The following is a 14,101-nucleotide window of genomic DNA, read 5'->3' as shown; positions in this document are numbered from 1 at the left end:
GATGGGAATGACAGCAGACATGACAACCCGCAAACCCCTGCACATCGGCCTTTCGCTGGCCCCCACCTGGCTGAGCGGCGACGCCTGGCGGCGGCCCGGCAGCAATATCGAAGGGCTGTACTCCAGCGACTTCGCCCTGGACCTGGCCCGGCGCGCCGAGGCTGCGCACCTGGACTTCGTCTTCCGCCCGGACGTGAGCTTTCTGCCCATGGAGGCGCTGGAGACTGGCGCGGGCTTCGCCAGCCTGGACCCCACGGTGCTGATGGCAGCGCTGGCACGCGAGACCTCGCGCATCGGCCTGGTGTCCACGGTATCGACCACGTTTTTCCCGCCCTATGCGGTGGCGCGCCAGCTGCAGTCGCTGCACTGGATCAGCAACGGCCGCGCCGGATGGAACATCGTCACGGCCCTGCAGGGCCACGAGAACTTCGGGCTGCAGGCCATGCCCGATGCCGATGAACGCTATGCGCGGGCCGCAGAGTTCACCGACGTGGTGCGCCGGCTGTGGGCCAGCTTTCCCAACGAGGCCTTGAAGATCGACCGGGACAGCGGCCGCTACGCCGATGCCTCGCTGGTCCACCCCATAGACCACGAGGGACCGCACCTGAAGGTGCGCGGCCCGCTGAACCTGCCGGAGTTCGGTGGCACGCGCATTCCGCTGGTGCAGGCGGGCGCGTCCAGCACCGGGCGCGACTTTGCCGCATCGGTGGCAGACATTGTTTTCGCGCCCACGCCGGACCTGGACGCGGCGCTGGAGCTACGCCGGGACCTGTCTCGGCGCGCACAGCGCCATGGGCGCCAGGCGCAGGATGTGCGCCTGCTGCCCGGCCTGAGCCTGTACCTGGCCGACACCCGCGAGCAGGCCCGGGAGATGTTCCAGCAGACGCACGGCCGGGTGGACAGGGGCCGCAAGCTGGCGTCGATCAAGGCCATGGTCGGCCTGGACCTGACGGATTGGCCCGCAGACCGGCCGATCACCGCAGCCGACCTTCCGCCGCCCGTGGCAACCCCGTCCAGCCGCACGCATGCGGGCCTGCTCAGGCGCCTGATGGAGCGCGAGCCATTGCGTATCGACGAGTTGCTGCAGCGGCCGGAAATCCTCTCCGCCGCGCACTGGCAGGTGGTCGGCACGGTGGACGATGCCGTGGCGCAGATCACCGAGTGGAGCGCTGCCGGCGCCATCGACGGCTTTCTGGCCGCGCCCGGCGGCTCCGTCGAGTCCCTGCATTGCGTGCTGGAGCAGCTGGTGCCGCGCCTGGTGGAGGCCGGCCTGTTCCGCTCCCGCTACACGGGCACCACGTTCATGGAGCACCTCGACGAGTCGAGGTAGGGGCTGCGCCCTGCCCTCGCCTGGCCTTCACTGCGCCCGCGTGTCGGAACCGCCATCGGGCTCGAACGCAAAGCCCACGCCATAGACGGAGCGAATCCACTCATGGCGGTCGTCCGCCGCCTTGAGTTTCTTGCGCAGGTTCTTGATGTGGCTGTCGATGGCGCGCTCGTTCACGTCCAGCGTGTCGGCGCAGGCCAGCTCCAGCAGCTGCGCGCGGGAGTACAGGCGGCCGGGCTGGCGCATCAGGGCCTGCAGCAAGGTCAGCTCCCGCTTGGTCAGCGGCAGCACGCTGCCGTTGAGCATGGCGCGGCCCTGCTCGGGCAGCAGCGTCAGGCGTTGCTGCGCGGGGCCGGGGCCGGCACTGCGGCGCAGCACGGCCTTGACGCGGGCCACGACTTCGCGCGGGGCGAAGGGTTTGCAGATGTAGTCGTCCGCGCCCAGCTCCAGGCCCAGCAGGCGGTCCATTTCCTCGACACGCGCGGTGAGCAGGATGACGGGGCTGGCGCTGTGGGGGCGGAACTGGCGCAGGATGTCCAGGCCGTCCAGCCCCGGCAGCATGATGTCCAGCACGGTGAGGTCGGGCGGGGAGCGCAGCATGCGGTCCAGCGCCTCGCGCCCGTGGCGGATGTGCTCGACTTCGTAGCCTGCATGGCGCAGGTAGTCGATGACGATGGCGGCCATGTCGGCTTCGTCTTCGACCAGGAGGATGCGGGCTGGCTTCATGGCGCGGGATTTTCCAGCAAGGGCAGCCACAGCGTGATGCGCAGGCCGCCGAGCGGCGAGGCAGCCGCCTCGATGCTGCCGCCATGGGCCTGGACGATGGTGCGGCAGATGGCCAGCCCCAGGCCGGAGCCGCCCAGGCCATCGCCGTCGCGCACGCGGGAGGCGTCCACGCGATAGAGGCGGTCGAACAGGCGCGGCAGGTGCGGGCTGGCCACGCCGGGAGCCGTGTCGTCCCAGCGCAGTTGCAGCATGCTGCGGTCCTGCATCTGGACGATTTCGGCGGACACCTGCAGCCGCCCGCCCGCAGCCGTGTAGCGCAGGCTGTTTTCCAGCAGGTTGGCAAACACCTGGTGCAGCCGGTGCGGGTCGCCCTGCACCAGCGGCGGCGGAACGCGCGCAGCCAGCTGGTCCACGGTGGAGCGGTCCAGGCCGATGCCCACCTGCTCGAAGCCGGGCCGCGCGCCGTCCAGCGCCTCGCCCAGCAGGGTCAGCACATGCACGGGCACATGGCCCGAGCCGTGCAGGGCCTGCGGGTCGTCCAGGCTCACGCGCAGGTCGCTGACCAGCCGTATCAGCCGCATGATCTGCCGATGCAGGCGCAGCGCCATGCGGTCGTCCATGGGCAGCACGCCGTCCTGCACGGCCTCGACCTCGGCGCGCATGGTGGACAGGGGCGTGCGCAGCTCATGCGCCACGTCGGCCAGCCAGCGCTGGCGCGAGGCCTCCATGGTGGCCAGCTGCACGGCCATGTCGTTGAAGGTTTCCGCAAGGCGGGCCAGCTCCGCATCGCCCTTGATGGCCACGCGCGTGTCCAGCCGCCCGGCCGCAATGCCGCGCAGGCCGTCGACAAAGGCGGTCAGCGGCTCCAGCCAGCGCCGCGTGAGCCAGGCCGACAGCAGCAGCGCCAGCAGCAGGCCGGCCAGCCCGGTCCAGGCCACAAAACCCATCTGCTGCGCGAGGAAAGCGCGGTCCAGGTCGCGTTGCATGCCCTGCCCGGTCTGCACGGGGGACAGCACGATCTCGCCAATGGCCTGCCCATTGGCGGCGCGCAGAACGCGGTGCGCCGCACCGGGCTGCGGCGCCATGCCGGAGATGAGCTGGCCCTGGGCATCCAGCAGGCCCACGCGCGCCCACGGGCCGCCGAAGGGGCGATCCGGCGGCGGGCCAGGGCGGTCTGTACGGTCGGAGCGATCTGAGCGAGCTGAGCGATCTGCAGGCTCTCCGCCTTCCAGCCCAGGTGGCGGCGGAAACTCCGGGCCAGGCCCCGGACCGAGGCTTCCCTCAAAACCAGGCCTCGGCTCCGGCATGGGCATGGGCATGGGGGGCCGTGGCCCGGGCTCACCCGCAGGAAAGCCCCGGCCCATGCCTGCGCCCGGGCGCACCATGTCGCGCCAGAAACCGGGGTTGGCGCGCGCCGCATCCCAGCCGCCGTTTTGCTCGTGGTGCTGGACCAGCCGCTCGGCCAGCCCGTCCATGCCGGTCAGCTCCACCTCGGCCATGTACGGGCCCAGGCCCCGCTGCAGGCCCAGGCGGGAGAAGCCGAGAAACACCAGCAGCAGGGCCACCAGCAGCACGGCCAGGGCGAAGAAGGCCTTGTGCTGCAGCTTCAGGCGCGGGAGGCGGAGGCTCATTCAGTTGCTGCGTCAGACGGCAATGCCGATGGAAATCGTGGCGGTGTGGCCATTGGTGGTGTCTCCGGTGAAGGTGGGCGTCTGCCAGGCGATCTGCTCGCTGGTGTTGTCGCCGAAGACATTGTCCGATGTCACGCTGACCCGCGACAGGTTGGAGACGCTGGCGCTGTAGCCGCTGACACCGGCATAGACGGCGCTGGCCACATCCTTGGGCATGGCCATCTGCGAGGTCAGCAGCTTGTTGGTGTAGCTGCCGGCCGTGTTGAGGCTGCGGAACACCTCGAAGTGCATGTGCGGCCAACGCCCGTCATAGCAGCCCGGGAAGATGGTCACAAAGGTGCATTCGCCATTGCTGTCCGTCGCCTGCACGCCGCGCAGGAAGTTCTGGTTGAGCAGGTCGGTGGAGTACAGCGAATACTCGCCCTCGCGGGTGCAATGCCACAGGTAGATGGCATAGCCTTCCAGCGGGCTGCAGTTGGTGCCGACGTTGACCAGGGTGATCTTGAGCGTCAGCGGCAGGCCTGCGGCCGTGCCGCTCATGCCGCCAAAGCTGCTGCGCAGGTCGCTGCGCACCACGCCGCTTTGCGACAGCACGTTGACCAGGCTGCCGCGCGAGCCGTTGGAGCCGTCGGCGGGGTAAGGGCCCTCGGTTTCCGTGGGATCGACCATGCAGGTGCCGGTCGTGGTTCCAGTACCCGTACCTGTGCCCGTTCCCGTGTCGGTGCCCGTTCCTGTCCCGGTTCCTGTGCCGGTCCCTGTCGAATCACCGGAATCACCTCCGCCGCCACCGCAGGCGGACAAGAGCGCGGCAGCGCCACCGGCAGCCATCAGGCCCAACAGGCGGCGGCGCTCGGACAGGCGGCGCGCCATGACTTGCAGATCGTGCTGAAGGCCCAGGTCGTGGGCAAGATCATGGGCATCTTGAGAGTGGTTCATGGGGATGGCTTTTCATGAGGGCCTGTGCGCAGGCCCGTGGGGTTGCAGACAGCCCGGCGGCGTGGCTCACCGGGCCACGCGATCACTGCTGCGGATGGGGCGGCGGCCCGCCTGCGCCGGGCCCGCCAGCCGGCATGGCCACCAGCTGCCCATTCAGGCTGCGGCAGGTGCCGGCCAGCGTCTTGCCATCGGGCATGGTCAGCGTCACGCTGTCACCCTCGGCCTTGCCCTGGCAGGCGGTATAGGCCTCGGGCGGCGGCGACGGCGGATTGCCGTGCCCCCCGTGGCCCTGCGCATGGCTGCAGGCCGCCGCGAAGGCCGCCATAGCCAGCACCAGGGCCGGGCGAATGCGTGAAGCGTTGGTTTGCGAGAAAACAATCATGGTCTTTTCCTGGAGTTGCCAAGGAATTCTTGCGACCAATATGGGGGGAAATTGGGAGAAGTGGGGACGAGCTGGTACAAGCTCACAGAGCGAGTGGGTCAACAAGCTCTGCATCGCACAACAGAACCATGAAACCAACAAGATTCCTGCTGCTGGCCGCCCTGCTCGGCCCACCCGCTCTTGCTGCAGATCTGACCGTGATCGAAATGCATGCGGCAATCGGCAATGATCGCCCTTACAGCCTGGATGGCCAGCGGGTCAGTCCGGCTCAGTTGAGAAACACACTCTCCAAGAAGCTGATCGCTGCCCCCGATGCCAAAAGTACGGTTCGCATTGCCGTGCTGGTCGATCCCGATGTGAAGGTCGGCGCCCTCTCCGAGCTTCGCGGTCTGGTGATGAAAGTGGGATTCGGCATGCCGCGCTATTTCATGACGACGCGGGTGAATGACAAGCTCTCCGAGATCCAGGTGAACTACAGCCCGGTCTTCCCGAGAAGCGGGCTGGAGGCGGCGATGTCGTCCGGCCAACCGGCTGCGGATCCGTCGCTCACAACGCCAGCGCCACCCCGCTGAGCCGTGCCAGCGCCTGCAACTCATTGATCAGCGCAGACGACAGAGGGATGCCTTCGGCGCGGCGCTGGAGCTCGCATTCATGCTGGCGCAGTCCGGGATAGCGGCCTTGGGTGCCCTGGGCCGCGAGCAGGCCGGTGATCCAGCTGGCCATGTAGTTGTCAAATCCCCGGGGTGACGGTGCGGCCAGGGCTGGGTTGATGACCAGCAGAAAGGCGCAGGCGTTGGCGGCGGAACCTTCCGCCGATCCGGGTACAGCGGGCTGGAACAGGCCGCCGCCCAGCGCGCCCGCCAGGCATTCGACCACCATGGCCAGGCCCAGGCCCTTGTGGCCGGCCATGGGCTGCATGGCGCCCTGCAGTGCGGCGTGGGGATCGGTGGTGGGATGGCCGTGTGCGTCCAGCGCCCAATGCGGCGGGATTTGCGCATGGCCGTCGCGGGCGGCAGCCATTACAGCGCCGCGTGCGACCGCACTCAGGGCCATGTCGAAGACCAGTGGCGGCTGTCCGGCCACGGGCGCGGCGAAGGCGATGGGGTTGTTGCCCAGCGCAGGCCGCGTGGCACCGGGCATGGCCATGATGGGCGGCGTGCGCTGGCACAGCAGGGCCATGCAGCCCTGTTCCACGGCGGGCAGCAGCAGCACGCCCAGGGCGCCGAGGTGGCCGCAGGCCTCGATGTGGCAGGCCACCACGGCCTGGCTTGCGGCCCTGTCCAGGCAGGCTTGCAGCGCCAGCTCCAGCACGGGCTGGCCCAGGGCATGGTCGCCATGGCAGCGCAGCAGGCCGTTGCGCTCCTGCAGGCTGGGCTTGGCCCGTGTATGGATGGTGCCTTCGCGGATGCGCTGCACATAGGGCGGCAGTCTTGCCACGCCATGCGTGTCCACGCCGCGCAGGCTGGTGCGCACCAGTGCCTGGGCGGTGGCCTGCGCGTGGCATGCGCTCACATCAAAGGCCTGGAGCACGCCAGCAGCCCAGGCTTGCAGCGCTGCGGCAGGCATGCGCACGGCGTCGGTCAGCGGGTTCAGGGAATCAGTCAATGCGCTGCAGCTCCTGGCGAAAGGACATTGCACGCTCCACGTAGCTGGCGGCGCTTTGCAGCAGGCCCGCGACTTCTTCGTCACTGAGCGTACGCACCAGCTTGGCGGGGGCGCCAAGAATCAGCGAGCGCGGAGGGAACTGCTTGCCTTCGGTGACGATGGCGCCGGCACCCACCAGGCTGTGCGCGCCGATGACGGCACCGTTGAGCACCACGGCCTGTATGCCGATGAGCGAGCCCTCCCCCACGCTGCAGCCATGCAGCATGGCCTGGTGGCCCACGGTGACATGGGCAGCCAGGGTGAGCGCGAAGCCGGGATCGGCATGCAGCACGGCGCCTTCCTGCACGTTGCTGCCCTCGCCTATGCGCACGGGTTCGTTGTCGCCGCGCGCCACGGCGCCGGGCCAGAGGCTGGCGCCCTCGCCCAGTGTGACGTCGCCGATGAGCGTGGCCTCGGCCGCCACATAGGCGGATGCGGGCAGCTGCGGTGCCTTGTTCCGATAACGATAGAGGGCCATGCGCTTACTCCAACGTGACATTGGCTTTTTTGACCAGGCGCGCAAAGCGTTCCTGCTCGGAGCGCAGGAACTGGGCTGCCGCCTCGGGGCTGTTGAGCACGGTGTATTCGTCGCGCCGTGCAAAGCCGGCCTTGACCTCGGGGTCGGCAAAGGCGGTGGCGATGCCGTCGTGCAGGCGGCGCACCTGGGCGGGCGGCATGCCCTTGGGGCCTATGGCGGCCACCCAGCCGGCGATGTCCACGCCGGGAAAGCCCTGCTCTGCCACGGTGGGCACATCGGGCAGCGATGCCACGCGCTCGCGGCCCATGATGCCGATGGCACGCAGCGCGCCGGATTTGAGGTGCGCCTGCGCCGTGCCCACGGCGATCACGCCGAAGTCCACCTGCCCGCTGAGCAGGTCCACCACCATCTGGCCCACGCCCTTGTAGGGAATGTGGCGTGCCGTGGTGCCGGCCGCGTCCAGAAAGACTTCGGCCGCGAGGTGGAAGATGGTGCCGTTGCCGGACGAGGCGTAGTTGAGGTCGCCGGGCCGCGCCTTCATGAGCGCCTGCAGTTCGCGCGCATTGCGCGCCGCCACCTTGGGGTGGACGACCAGCACGAAGGGCGAGCCGCCGACGATGGACAGCGGCGTGATGTCGGCCAGGCTGTCGTAGGGCAGCTTCTTGAAGACGCTGGGGTTGACGGCGTGGTTGTTGGAGATGAAGGCGATGGTGTTGCCATCGGCCGGCGCCTTGACCAGCATCTGCGTTCCCGTGATGCCGCCCGCGCCCGGCAGGTTCTCTATGACCACGGGCTGGCCGCCCAGCGAGCGCACCAGCGCAGTCTGGGCCGAGCGCACGATGGTGTCGGCGCCCGAGCCTGCCCCCACGGGCAGGATGACGCGCAGCGGCGTGCCATTTTGGGCACGCACGCCCAGGGCAGCGGCCCCCAGCGATGCGCCGGCCAGGGCCAGCAGGGTGCGGCGGCGGGTGGGATGGGACGAGTGCATGGGGTTGTCTCCTTTTTGTGTTGTCTCATGCGCGCCGGGGTGGTTTTTCTGCGGCCTTCGGCGCCCGGGGTTGGCTGTCAGGTCCGTGATGCAAGGGCTCCGAGGATTTCTTCGGTGTGCTCGCCAATCCCGGCCAGCGGCATGCGCACGCCGGGACGGTGGCCGTTCATGAGCAGGGGCAGCAGCACCACGTCGGTCTGGCCGCCGTCTTCGGTCTGCATGGAAGCCAGGCCGCCGCTTTGGCGCAGGTGCGGGTCGTCCACCAGTTGCTCAGGCCGAGTGATGGGAGCGTAGGGAATGCCTGCGGCCTCCAGCTGCGGCGCGAGCCGGGCCGATTCATGGCTGGCCAGGATGGCGCCCAGCTCGGCCAGCAGTTGAGGGCGCACTGCCACACGGGCGGCGTTGTCGGCGTATTCGGGGCGCTGCAGCAGGTCGGCGCGGTCCAGCACGCGGCACAGGGTGGCGAACTGCTTGTCGCTGACGGCGCCGATGAACAGCTGCTCGCCACCGGCCAGGGTGAACACGTCGTAGACGCTCCAGGCCGATACGCGCGAGGGCATGGGCGGCGGTGCCTCGCCGGTCATCAGGTACTGCTGCATGTGCTGGGAGGACAGGAAGACGCAGTTCTCGAACAGCGCGCTTTGCACCTCCTGGCCGCGCCCGGTGCGCTCACGCTCGCGCAGGGCCGCGAGCACGCCGATGGCGCCGAACATGCCGCCCATGATGTCGTTGACGCTGGTGCCCGCGCGCAGCGGCCGGCCCACGGGTCCGGTCATGTACGACAGGCCGCCCATCATCTGCACCACCTCGTCCAGCGCCAGGCGCTTTTCGTAGGGGCCGGGCAGAAAGCCCTTGTGGCTGACGTAGATGAGGCCGGGCGAGCGCTGCGACAGCGTGGCGTGGTCCAGGCCCAGGGACTGCATGAGGCCGGGGCGGAAGTTCTCCAGCACCACGTCGCTGCCAGCGGCCAGTTCAGCAGCGGTGGCGCGGCCCGCTTCGGTGGTGATGTCCAGCACCACGCTTTTCTTGTTGCGGTTGAAGCTGCGGAAAAAGCCGATGCCCAGGCCGGGCAGCGTGCGCGTTTTGTCGCCGCCCGGTGGCTCGACCTTGATGACTTCGGCGCCCAGGTCGGCCAGGATCATGCCGCAGGTGGGGCCCATGACCATGTGGGTGAATTCGATGACGCGGATGCCGGACAGCGGCAGCAGGGGTTCGGTGGCCATACAGGTGTGCTCGTGGGAAGGTAAGGGGTTCATGCAGCGGCGGGGGCTGCGTCGGCGGTGACGCTGCGCGGCAAGCCCGCGCGCCACAGCGCGCCGTGCAGGCTTTCGCCGTCCAGCCAGGCGGCCACCTTGGCGCGCAGGCGCAGCAGGGCCTCGATGTCCAGGCCCGTGTCGATGTCCATGGTGTCCAGCATGAAGGCCAGGTCTTCGGTGGAGGCATTGCCGCTGGCGCCGGGCGCATGGGGGCAGCCGCCGATGCCGGCCAGCGTGGCGTCAAAGCGCGTGACGCCGGTTTGCAGTGCGGCATGCACATTGGCCAGGGCCAGGCCGCGCGTGTCGTGGAAGTGGCCGCACCAAAAGCGCTCGCCCGCAATGCGCCGCGCCTGCTCGAACAGCGATTGCACCTGGCCCGGCCCGCCGTGGCCCACGGTGTCGGCCATGCTGACGCGGTCGGCCCCCGCGTCCAGCAGCGCCTGCATGCAGCGCAGCACCTCGGCCGGCTCCACCCTGCCCTGCAGCGTGCAGCCGAAGGCCGTGCCAATGCCGCCCTCGATCAGCATCGTCGAACCCGCCGCATCGCGTGCGGCACGCATGCGGGCCACCTCGGCCACGACCTCATCGGGCGTCTTGCGCAGGTTGGCCAGGCTGTGGGCATGGCTGGCCGACAGCGGCACCAGCATCAGCTCGGCCCCGCTGGCAAGGGCGCTTTCGGCACCGCGCAGATTGGGCACCAGCACGGAGACGAACAGGCCCGGCAGCGTTCGGGCATAGGCCACCAGCTCGGCCGTGTCGGCCAGTTGGGGCAGCAGGCGCGCAGGGACGAAGGAGCCGACTTCGATCTCGCGCTGGCCGGCAGCGTAGGCATCGCGTATCCATTCCTTCTTGCGCTCGGTGGACAGCACGGTCTGGATGCTTTGCAGGCCATCGCGCAGGCCGACCTCGCGGATGACGGCGGACTGCAGGGCACGGATGGGTTCTGGCATGGGAAGGTTCGCGTGGGGTGGTTTGTCTTGAATGGCACTTTAGACATTCCCACCAGCGTGCAGAAGCGATAATTTTTCGCCTTAGAGTTTCCCAAATGGAAATCCATAACCGCCATGAAAGACCTGGACCTGACCACCCTGCGGCTCTTTGTCGCCGCCTGCGACCTGGGCAACATCGCCCGCGCGGGCGAGCAGCAGCACATCGGCTCATCGGCCATCAGCAAGCGCATGGCGCTGCTGGAAGAGCAGGTGCAGGCCCCGCTGCTGGAGCGCCACCGCCGCGGCGTGGTGCCCACGGCAGCCGGGCTGATGCTGCTGGAGCACGCACGCGCCATGCTGGCCAGCGCCGACCGCGCGGCGCGCGACATGGCGGCCTACCAGCACGGCGTGAAGGGACAGGTGCGGATACTGGCCTCGGTCTCGTCGATTGCCGAGTCGCTGCCCGATGACATTGCGGCCTTTCTGCAAAAGCCCGAGCACGCGCAGATCCGCGTGGACATCGAGGAGCTGACCAGCAGCGAAATCATCCGATCCATCCGCGAAGGCCTGGCCCTGGTGGGCGTGTGCTGGAACGCGGCCGATCTGGAGGGCCTGCAGACCCTGCCCTACCGCTGCGACACCCTGGCCGTGGCCGTGCCGGCCGGCCACCCGCTGGCCTTGCGCGACAGCTGCAGCTTCAGCGAAACGCTGGATTGCGAGCATGTGGGCCTGCCCGCCTCCACGGCCGTCTACACCATGCTGGCGCGGGCGGCGGCCATCATCGGCCGGCCCATCAATTACCGCGCCGTGGTCAGCTCCTTCGACGCCACGATCCGCTGCGTACGCGCCGGCCTGGGCGTGGCCATCATGCCCAGGGAGATCCTGGGCATGGCGGGCTCCGGTCAGGGCGTGCAGGGTGTGCAGGGTGTGCACATGGTGCCGCTCACCGATGCCTGGGCGCGGCGGCAGTTCGCCATCTGCTTCAGGGACGGCAGCCGGCTATCGCCTGCGGCGCGCACGCTGGTGGACTATCTGGCCGGGTGCGCCCAGGCGGGCTGAGCCGGCCTTGGGAGTTATCACGATTAATTGAAGTTTGCGTGATACATCCGCTACAGGGTCCCTCCAACAATGGGACCCATGAACACCGCCCTCATCACCCCCCAGCCGGCACAGCCCCAGGATGGCCAGCGCATCCACCCGCTGTGGCTGCGCCTCACGCATTGGCTCAATGCGCTGGCCGTGATCATCCTGGTGACCAGCGGCTGGCGCATCTACAACGCGGCGCCGTTCTTTGATTTCAGCTTTCCGGGCTCGATCACGCTGGGCGGCTGGCTGGGCGGGGCGCTGCAATGGCATTTCGCGGCCATGTGGCTGCTGGCGTTCAACGGATTGCTGTACCTGCTGCTCAACATCGCCAGCGGCCGGTGGCTGCGCAAGTTCTTTCCCGTCAGCGTGCAGGGCGTGCGCCAGGACCTGGTGGCCGCCCTCAAGGGCCGGCTGTCGCACGCCGACCCGGCCCGCTACAACCATGTGCAAAAGCTGGCCTACCTGTTCGTGGTGCTGGACCTGGTGGTGATCGTGCTGTCGGGCCTGGTGCTCTGGAAGTCGGTGCAGTTTCCGCTGCTGCGCGAGTTGCTGGGCGGCTATGAATCCGCACGGCGCGTGCACTTCTTCGGCATGGCTGCGCTGGTCGCCTTTGTGGTGGTGCACCTGGCAATGGTCGCCCTGGTGCCCCGGACCTTCCTGACCATGATCCACGGCCGTGCGCCCAAGTCCCCATGAAAATCTTCAAAGCCCCTTCCCTGCCCGGCGTCGATGGCGCGGCCGTGGTGCGCGAGGCACGCTCGCTGATCGCCCGCAAGCTCGACCAGCCCGCACGCCGCGCCTTCTTGCAGCGCTCGCTGACGCTGGGCGGCCTGTCCCTGCTCACGGGCTGCAGCATCAGCGATGACAGCCACGTCGAGGCCGCGCTCAGCCAGGTATCGCGCTTCAACGACCGCATGCAGGGCCTGCTGTTCAGCCCCACGCGGCTGGCGCCCACCTATTCCGCAGCCGAGATCACGCGCCCCTTCCCCTTCAATGCCTATTACGGAGAGGACGAGGTGCGCGAGGTGGACGGGGCCAGCTGGCGCCTGGAGGTGACCGGCATGGTCGCCGACCGCCATGCCTGGACCCTGGCCGAGCTGCGCGCCATGCCGCAGGACGAACAGATCACGCGCCACATCTGCGTGGAAGGCTGGAGCGCCATAGGCCGCTGGGGCGGCGTGCGCTTTGCCGATTTCCTGCGCCACATAGGCGCCGACATCAGTGCCAAGTACGTCGGCTTCAAGTGCGTGGACGACTACTTCACCAGCATCGACATGGCCACGGCCCTGCATCCGCAGACGCTGATGGCATTGACTTACGACGGGCAGCCCCTGCCGCCCAAATATGGCTTTCCGATGAAGCTGCGCATGCCCACCAAGCTGGGCTACAAGAACCCGAAGCACATCCAGGCCATGTTCGTCACCAACACCTACTCCGGCGGCTACTGGGAAGACCAGGGCTACAACTGGTTCGGAGGCAGCTGAGCGGCCTTCCAAGCCGCTGGGCCGCCAACGAAGGTGCGAGGCCGGGCCCATCCAAAGCCGGCCGTTTTGCAATCCCGCAAACCGCTAATCCAAAGGAAGACTCAAATGACCAAGCTCACCACCACCCTGCTCGCCACCTGCCTCGCCCTGGCCGGTGCCACCACGGCATTCGCTGCGGATGAGATGGCGAAGGACGGCATGTCCAACGGAGCCATGTCCAAGGATTCGATGTCCAAGGATGGAATGAAGAAGGACTCCATGGCCAAGGACGGGATGAAGAAGGACTCGATGTCCAAGGACGGCATGCACAAAGATGGCATGCACAAGGACGGCATGTCCAAGGATGGAATGAAGAAGGATTCCATGGGCAAGGACGCCATGTCCAAATAAGCAGACGGACTCGCCTGATCCGTCTGGTGCCCTCCAGGCGGTCGGGCCGTCGGGGCTGCTGGGGCTGCTTGGGAAGCTACCTGGCGCTGCCGGTCAGGCAACCAGGCACAGAGCCCGGTCCTGCCTGCGCCCCGAATGCCCGCTCTGCAACAGAAGCGGGCCGGCGGGCTTCAGCGGCGCTGCGGAGGACGCGGGCCCGGTGCGCCGGAGCGTTGCTCGATGTGGCGGAACGTGAGGCGACCCTTGTTCAGGTCATAGGGCGACATTTCAAGCGTCACCTTGTCGCCGGCCAGCACGCGGATGCGGTGCTTGCGCATTTTTCCGCCGGTATAGGCGATGAGCTGGTGGCCGTTTTCCAGCGTTACGCGGAAGCGGGAATCAGGCAGCACTTCGTCTACCCGGCCTTGCATTTCGATCAGTTCTTCTTTAGCCAATGGGACTCCTGTGAGTACATGTTGAAAGGGTTGCGTCGCCGCAAGTTGCTGGTGCAGCACCATGCTGCGGCCTTGGGCCAGCGCAGGATGACCGCTGCACGCAGGCAGCGGAGCATCGAAAAAGGGAAAAGAGGACCCTGCAGGTGGCAGGGAGAGTGCGGACCCGGGAGGTGGGTTGGATTCGCGTGGTGCTCGCCGTTGAGAGTGACAGTTGCGGACCTCGTCACAGACTTTGTGACAGTGGGCGGCTAACGGCAGCCCGGAGACCGCGAAGGTGTCAGACGGGCACTGAGGAGGCGAACAACAAGGACAGCACCTCCATCAGTATAGGTGAATTGCCGGCCGCGCGTTGAAGCGGCGCCGGGTACCGCACCTGTACGGGACGGCATTTTCCCTGTCGCGACTGGGGC

General features: G+C 68.1%; 16 protein-coding genes. 6 read left to right on the top strand and 10 right to left on the bottom strand.

From position 1 onward, the window contains the following. Nucleotides 1-19 precede the first annotated feature (19 nt). On the top strand, nt 20-1,330 hold the full coding sequence (locus AC57B5_RS03085; protein WP_496398699.1) for an NtaA/DmoA family FMN-dependent monooxygenase: 1,311 nt from the start codon (nt 20-22) through the stop codon (nt 1,328-1,330). Between the two features lie 27 nt (nt 1,331-1,357). Here AC57B5_RS03085 and AC57B5_RS03080 read toward each other — a convergent pair whose 3' ends face one another. From AC57B5_RS03080 to AC57B5_RS03065, 4 genes are all read right to left on the bottom strand, one after another. After that, entirely contained in the window at nt 1,358-2,053 is a 696-nt protein-coding gene (locus AC57B5_RS03080) for a response regulator (RefSeq protein ID WP_353175051.1), read from the bottom strand. Beyond that, nucleotides 2,050-3,684, bottom strand: a complete 1,635-nt coding sequence (locus AC57B5_RS03075) for an ATP-binding protein (RefSeq protein ID WP_496398698.1) — start codon at nt 3,682-3,684, stop codon at nt 2,050-2,052. The genes AC57B5_RS03080 and AC57B5_RS03075 overlap by 4 nt, the downstream gene beginning before the upstream one ends. A gap of 12 nt (nt 3,685-3,696) precedes the next feature. After that, nucleotides 3,697-4,620, bottom strand: a complete 924-nt coding sequence (locus tag AC57B5_RS03070; protein ID WP_496398697.1) for a dioxygenase family protein — start codon at nt 4,618-4,620, stop codon at nt 3,697-3,699. 82 nt (nt 4,621-4,702) lie between these two features. Then, nucleotides 4,703-5,002, bottom strand: a complete 300-nt coding sequence (locus AC57B5_RS03065; RefSeq protein WP_496398696.1) for a hypothetical protein — start codon at nt 5,000-5,002, stop codon at nt 4,703-4,705. Nucleotides 5,003-5,130: 128 nt separating this feature from the next. On the opposite strand from AC57B5_RS03065, the gene AC57B5_RS03060 reads away from it, so the two are divergent. Further along, complete coding sequence (locus AC57B5_RS03060; protein ID WP_496398695.1) at nt 5,131-5,574, top strand: hypothetical protein; 444 nt, start codon at nt 5,131-5,133, stop codon at nt 5,572-5,574. On the opposite strand, the gene AC57B5_RS03055 is transcribed toward AC57B5_RS03060, so the two are convergent. The 5 genes from AC57B5_RS03055 to AC57B5_RS03035 form a co-directional block, all read right to left on the bottom strand. Continuing rightward, complete coding sequence (locus tag AC57B5_RS03055; RefSeq protein WP_496398694.1) at nt 5,549-6,607, bottom strand: Ldh family oxidoreductase; 1,059 nt, start codon at nt 6,605-6,607, stop codon at nt 5,549-5,551. The two genes, AC57B5_RS03060 and AC57B5_RS03055, sit on opposite strands and share 26 nt — an antisense overlap. After that, entirely contained in the window at nt 6,600-7,124 is a 525-nt protein-coding gene (locus tag AC57B5_RS03050) for a gamma carbonic anhydrase family protein (protein ID WP_065347208.1), read from the bottom strand. Before AC57B5_RS03050 ends, AC57B5_RS03055 begins: the two co-directional genes overlap by 8 nt. A gap of 4 nt (nt 7,125-7,128) precedes the next feature. Then, nucleotides 7,129-8,112: a tripartite tricarboxylate transporter substrate binding protein gene (locus AC57B5_RS03045; protein ID WP_099733969.1), complete on the bottom strand. Its 984-nt coding sequence runs from the start codon at nt 8,110-8,112 to the stop codon at nt 7,129-7,131. A gap of 77 nt (nt 8,113-8,189) precedes the next feature. Then, nucleotides 8,190-9,335: a CaiB/BaiF CoA transferase family protein gene (locus tag AC57B5_RS03040; protein ID WP_328511974.1), complete on the bottom strand. Its 1,146-nt coding sequence runs from the start codon at nt 9,333-9,335 to the stop codon at nt 8,190-8,192. A gap of 29 nt (nt 9,336-9,364) precedes the next feature. Next, on the bottom strand, nt 9,365-10,318 hold the full coding sequence (locus AC57B5_RS03035; protein ID WP_496398693.1) for a hydroxymethylglutaryl-CoA lyase: 954 nt from the start codon (nt 10,316-10,318) through the stop codon (nt 9,365-9,367). A gap of 114 nt (nt 10,319-10,432) precedes the next feature. Between AC57B5_RS03035 and AC57B5_RS03030 the strand changes: the two genes are divergently transcribed. The 4 genes from AC57B5_RS03030 to AC57B5_RS03015 all read left to right on the top strand — a co-directional run bounded on the left by AC57B5_RS03030 (nt 10,433) and on the right by AC57B5_RS03015 (nt 13,257). Beyond that, on the top strand, nt 10,433-11,356 hold the full coding sequence (locus AC57B5_RS03030; protein ID WP_097202647.1) for a LysR family transcriptional regulator: 924 nt from the start codon (nt 10,433-10,435) through the stop codon (nt 11,354-11,356). 69 nt (nt 11,357-11,425) lie between these two features. After that, nucleotides 11,426-12,079, top strand: coding sequence for a cytochrome b/b6 domain-containing protein (locus AC57B5_RS03025; RefSeq protein WP_496398692.1), 654 nt, complete (start codon nt 11,426-11,428; stop codon nt 12,077-12,079). Then, complete coding sequence (locus AC57B5_RS03020) at nt 12,076-12,867, top strand: molybdopterin-dependent oxidoreductase (protein ID WP_496398691.1); 792 nt, start codon at nt 12,076-12,078, stop codon at nt 12,865-12,867. The genes AC57B5_RS03025 and AC57B5_RS03020 overlap by 4 nt, the downstream gene beginning before the upstream one ends. 105 nt (nt 12,868-12,972) lie before the next feature. Then, nucleotides 12,973-13,257 carry a pentapeptide MXKDX repeat protein gene (locus AC57B5_RS03015; RefSeq protein WP_071955246.1) on the top strand — a complete coding sequence of 95 codons (285 nt, stop codon included), beginning with the start codon at nt 12,973-12,975 and terminating at the stop codon, nt 13,255-13,257. A 170-nt stretch (nt 13,258-13,427) separates the two neighbouring features. Here the strand turns inward: AC57B5_RS03015 and infA are convergent, their stop codons facing one another. Continuing rightward, nucleotides 13,428-13,691 (bottom strand): translation initiation factor IF-1, encoded by a 264-nt coding sequence (gene infA, locus AC57B5_RS03010; RefSeq protein WP_012204971.1) that lies wholly within the window; start codon nt 13,689-13,691, stop codon nt 13,428-13,430. Nucleotides 13,692-14,101: the final 410 nt, after the last annotated feature.

This window comes from Delftia sp. BGA-UO-ETr-SB1, assembly GCF_059567865.1.
The sequence above is the reverse complement of the archived record's forward strand: the minus strand, read 5'-3'. Positions and strand labels throughout refer to the sequence as shown.

Excerpts from the sequence above, each read along its gene's own strand:
- AC57B5_RS03085 (WP_496398699.1), top strand. The coding sequence starts at position 20 with ATGACAACCCGCAAACCCCTGCACATCGGCCTTTCGCTGGCCCCCACC.
- AC57B5_RS03080 (WP_353175051.1), bottom strand. The coding sequence starts at position 2,053 with ATGAAGCCAGCCCGCATCCTCCTGGTCGAAGACGAAGCCGACATGGCC.
- AC57B5_RS03075 (WP_496398698.1), bottom strand. The coding sequence starts at position 3,684 with ATGAGCCTCCGCCTCCCGCGCCTGAAGCTGCAGCACAAGGCCTTCTTC.
- AC57B5_RS03070 (WP_496398697.1), bottom strand. The coding sequence starts at position 4,620 with ATGAACCACTCTCAAGATGCCCATGATCTTGCCCACGACCTGGGCCTT.
- AC57B5_RS03065 (WP_496398696.1), bottom strand. The coding sequence starts at position 5,002 with ATGATTGTTTTCTCGCAAACCAACGCTTCACGCATTCGCCCGGCCCTG.
- AC57B5_RS03060 (WP_496398695.1), top strand. The coding sequence starts at position 5,131 with ATGAAACCAACAAGATTCCTGCTGCTGGCCGCCCTGCTCGGCCCACCC.
- AC57B5_RS03050 (WP_065347208.1), bottom strand. The coding sequence starts at position 7,124 with ATGGCCCTCTATCGTTATCGGAACAAGGCACCGCAGCTGCCCGCATCC.
- AC57B5_RS03045 (WP_099733969.1), bottom strand. The coding sequence starts at position 8,112 with ATGCACTCGTCCCATCCCACCCGCCGCCGCACCCTGCTGGCCCTGGCC.
- AC57B5_RS03040 (WP_328511974.1), bottom strand. The coding sequence starts at position 9,335 with ATGGCCACCGAACCCCTGCTGCCGCTGTCCGGCATCCGCGTCATCGAA.
- AC57B5_RS03035 (WP_496398693.1), bottom strand. The coding sequence starts at position 10,318 with ATGCCAGAACCCATCCGTGCCCTGCAGTCCGCCGTCATCCGCGAGGTC.
- AC57B5_RS03030 (WP_097202647.1), top strand. The coding sequence starts at position 10,433 with ATGAAAGACCTGGACCTGACCACCCTGCGGCTCTTTGTCGCCGCCTGC.
- AC57B5_RS03025 (WP_496398692.1), top strand. The coding sequence starts at position 11,426 with ATGGGACCCATGAACACCGCCCTCATCACCCCCCAGCCGGCACAGCCC.
- AC57B5_RS03020 (WP_496398691.1), top strand. The coding sequence starts at position 12,076 with ATGAAAATCTTCAAAGCCCCTTCCCTGCCCGGCGTCGATGGCGCGGCC.
- AC57B5_RS03015 (WP_071955246.1), top strand. The coding sequence starts at position 12,973 with ATGACCAAGCTCACCACCACCCTGCTCGCCACCTGCCTCGCCCTGGCC.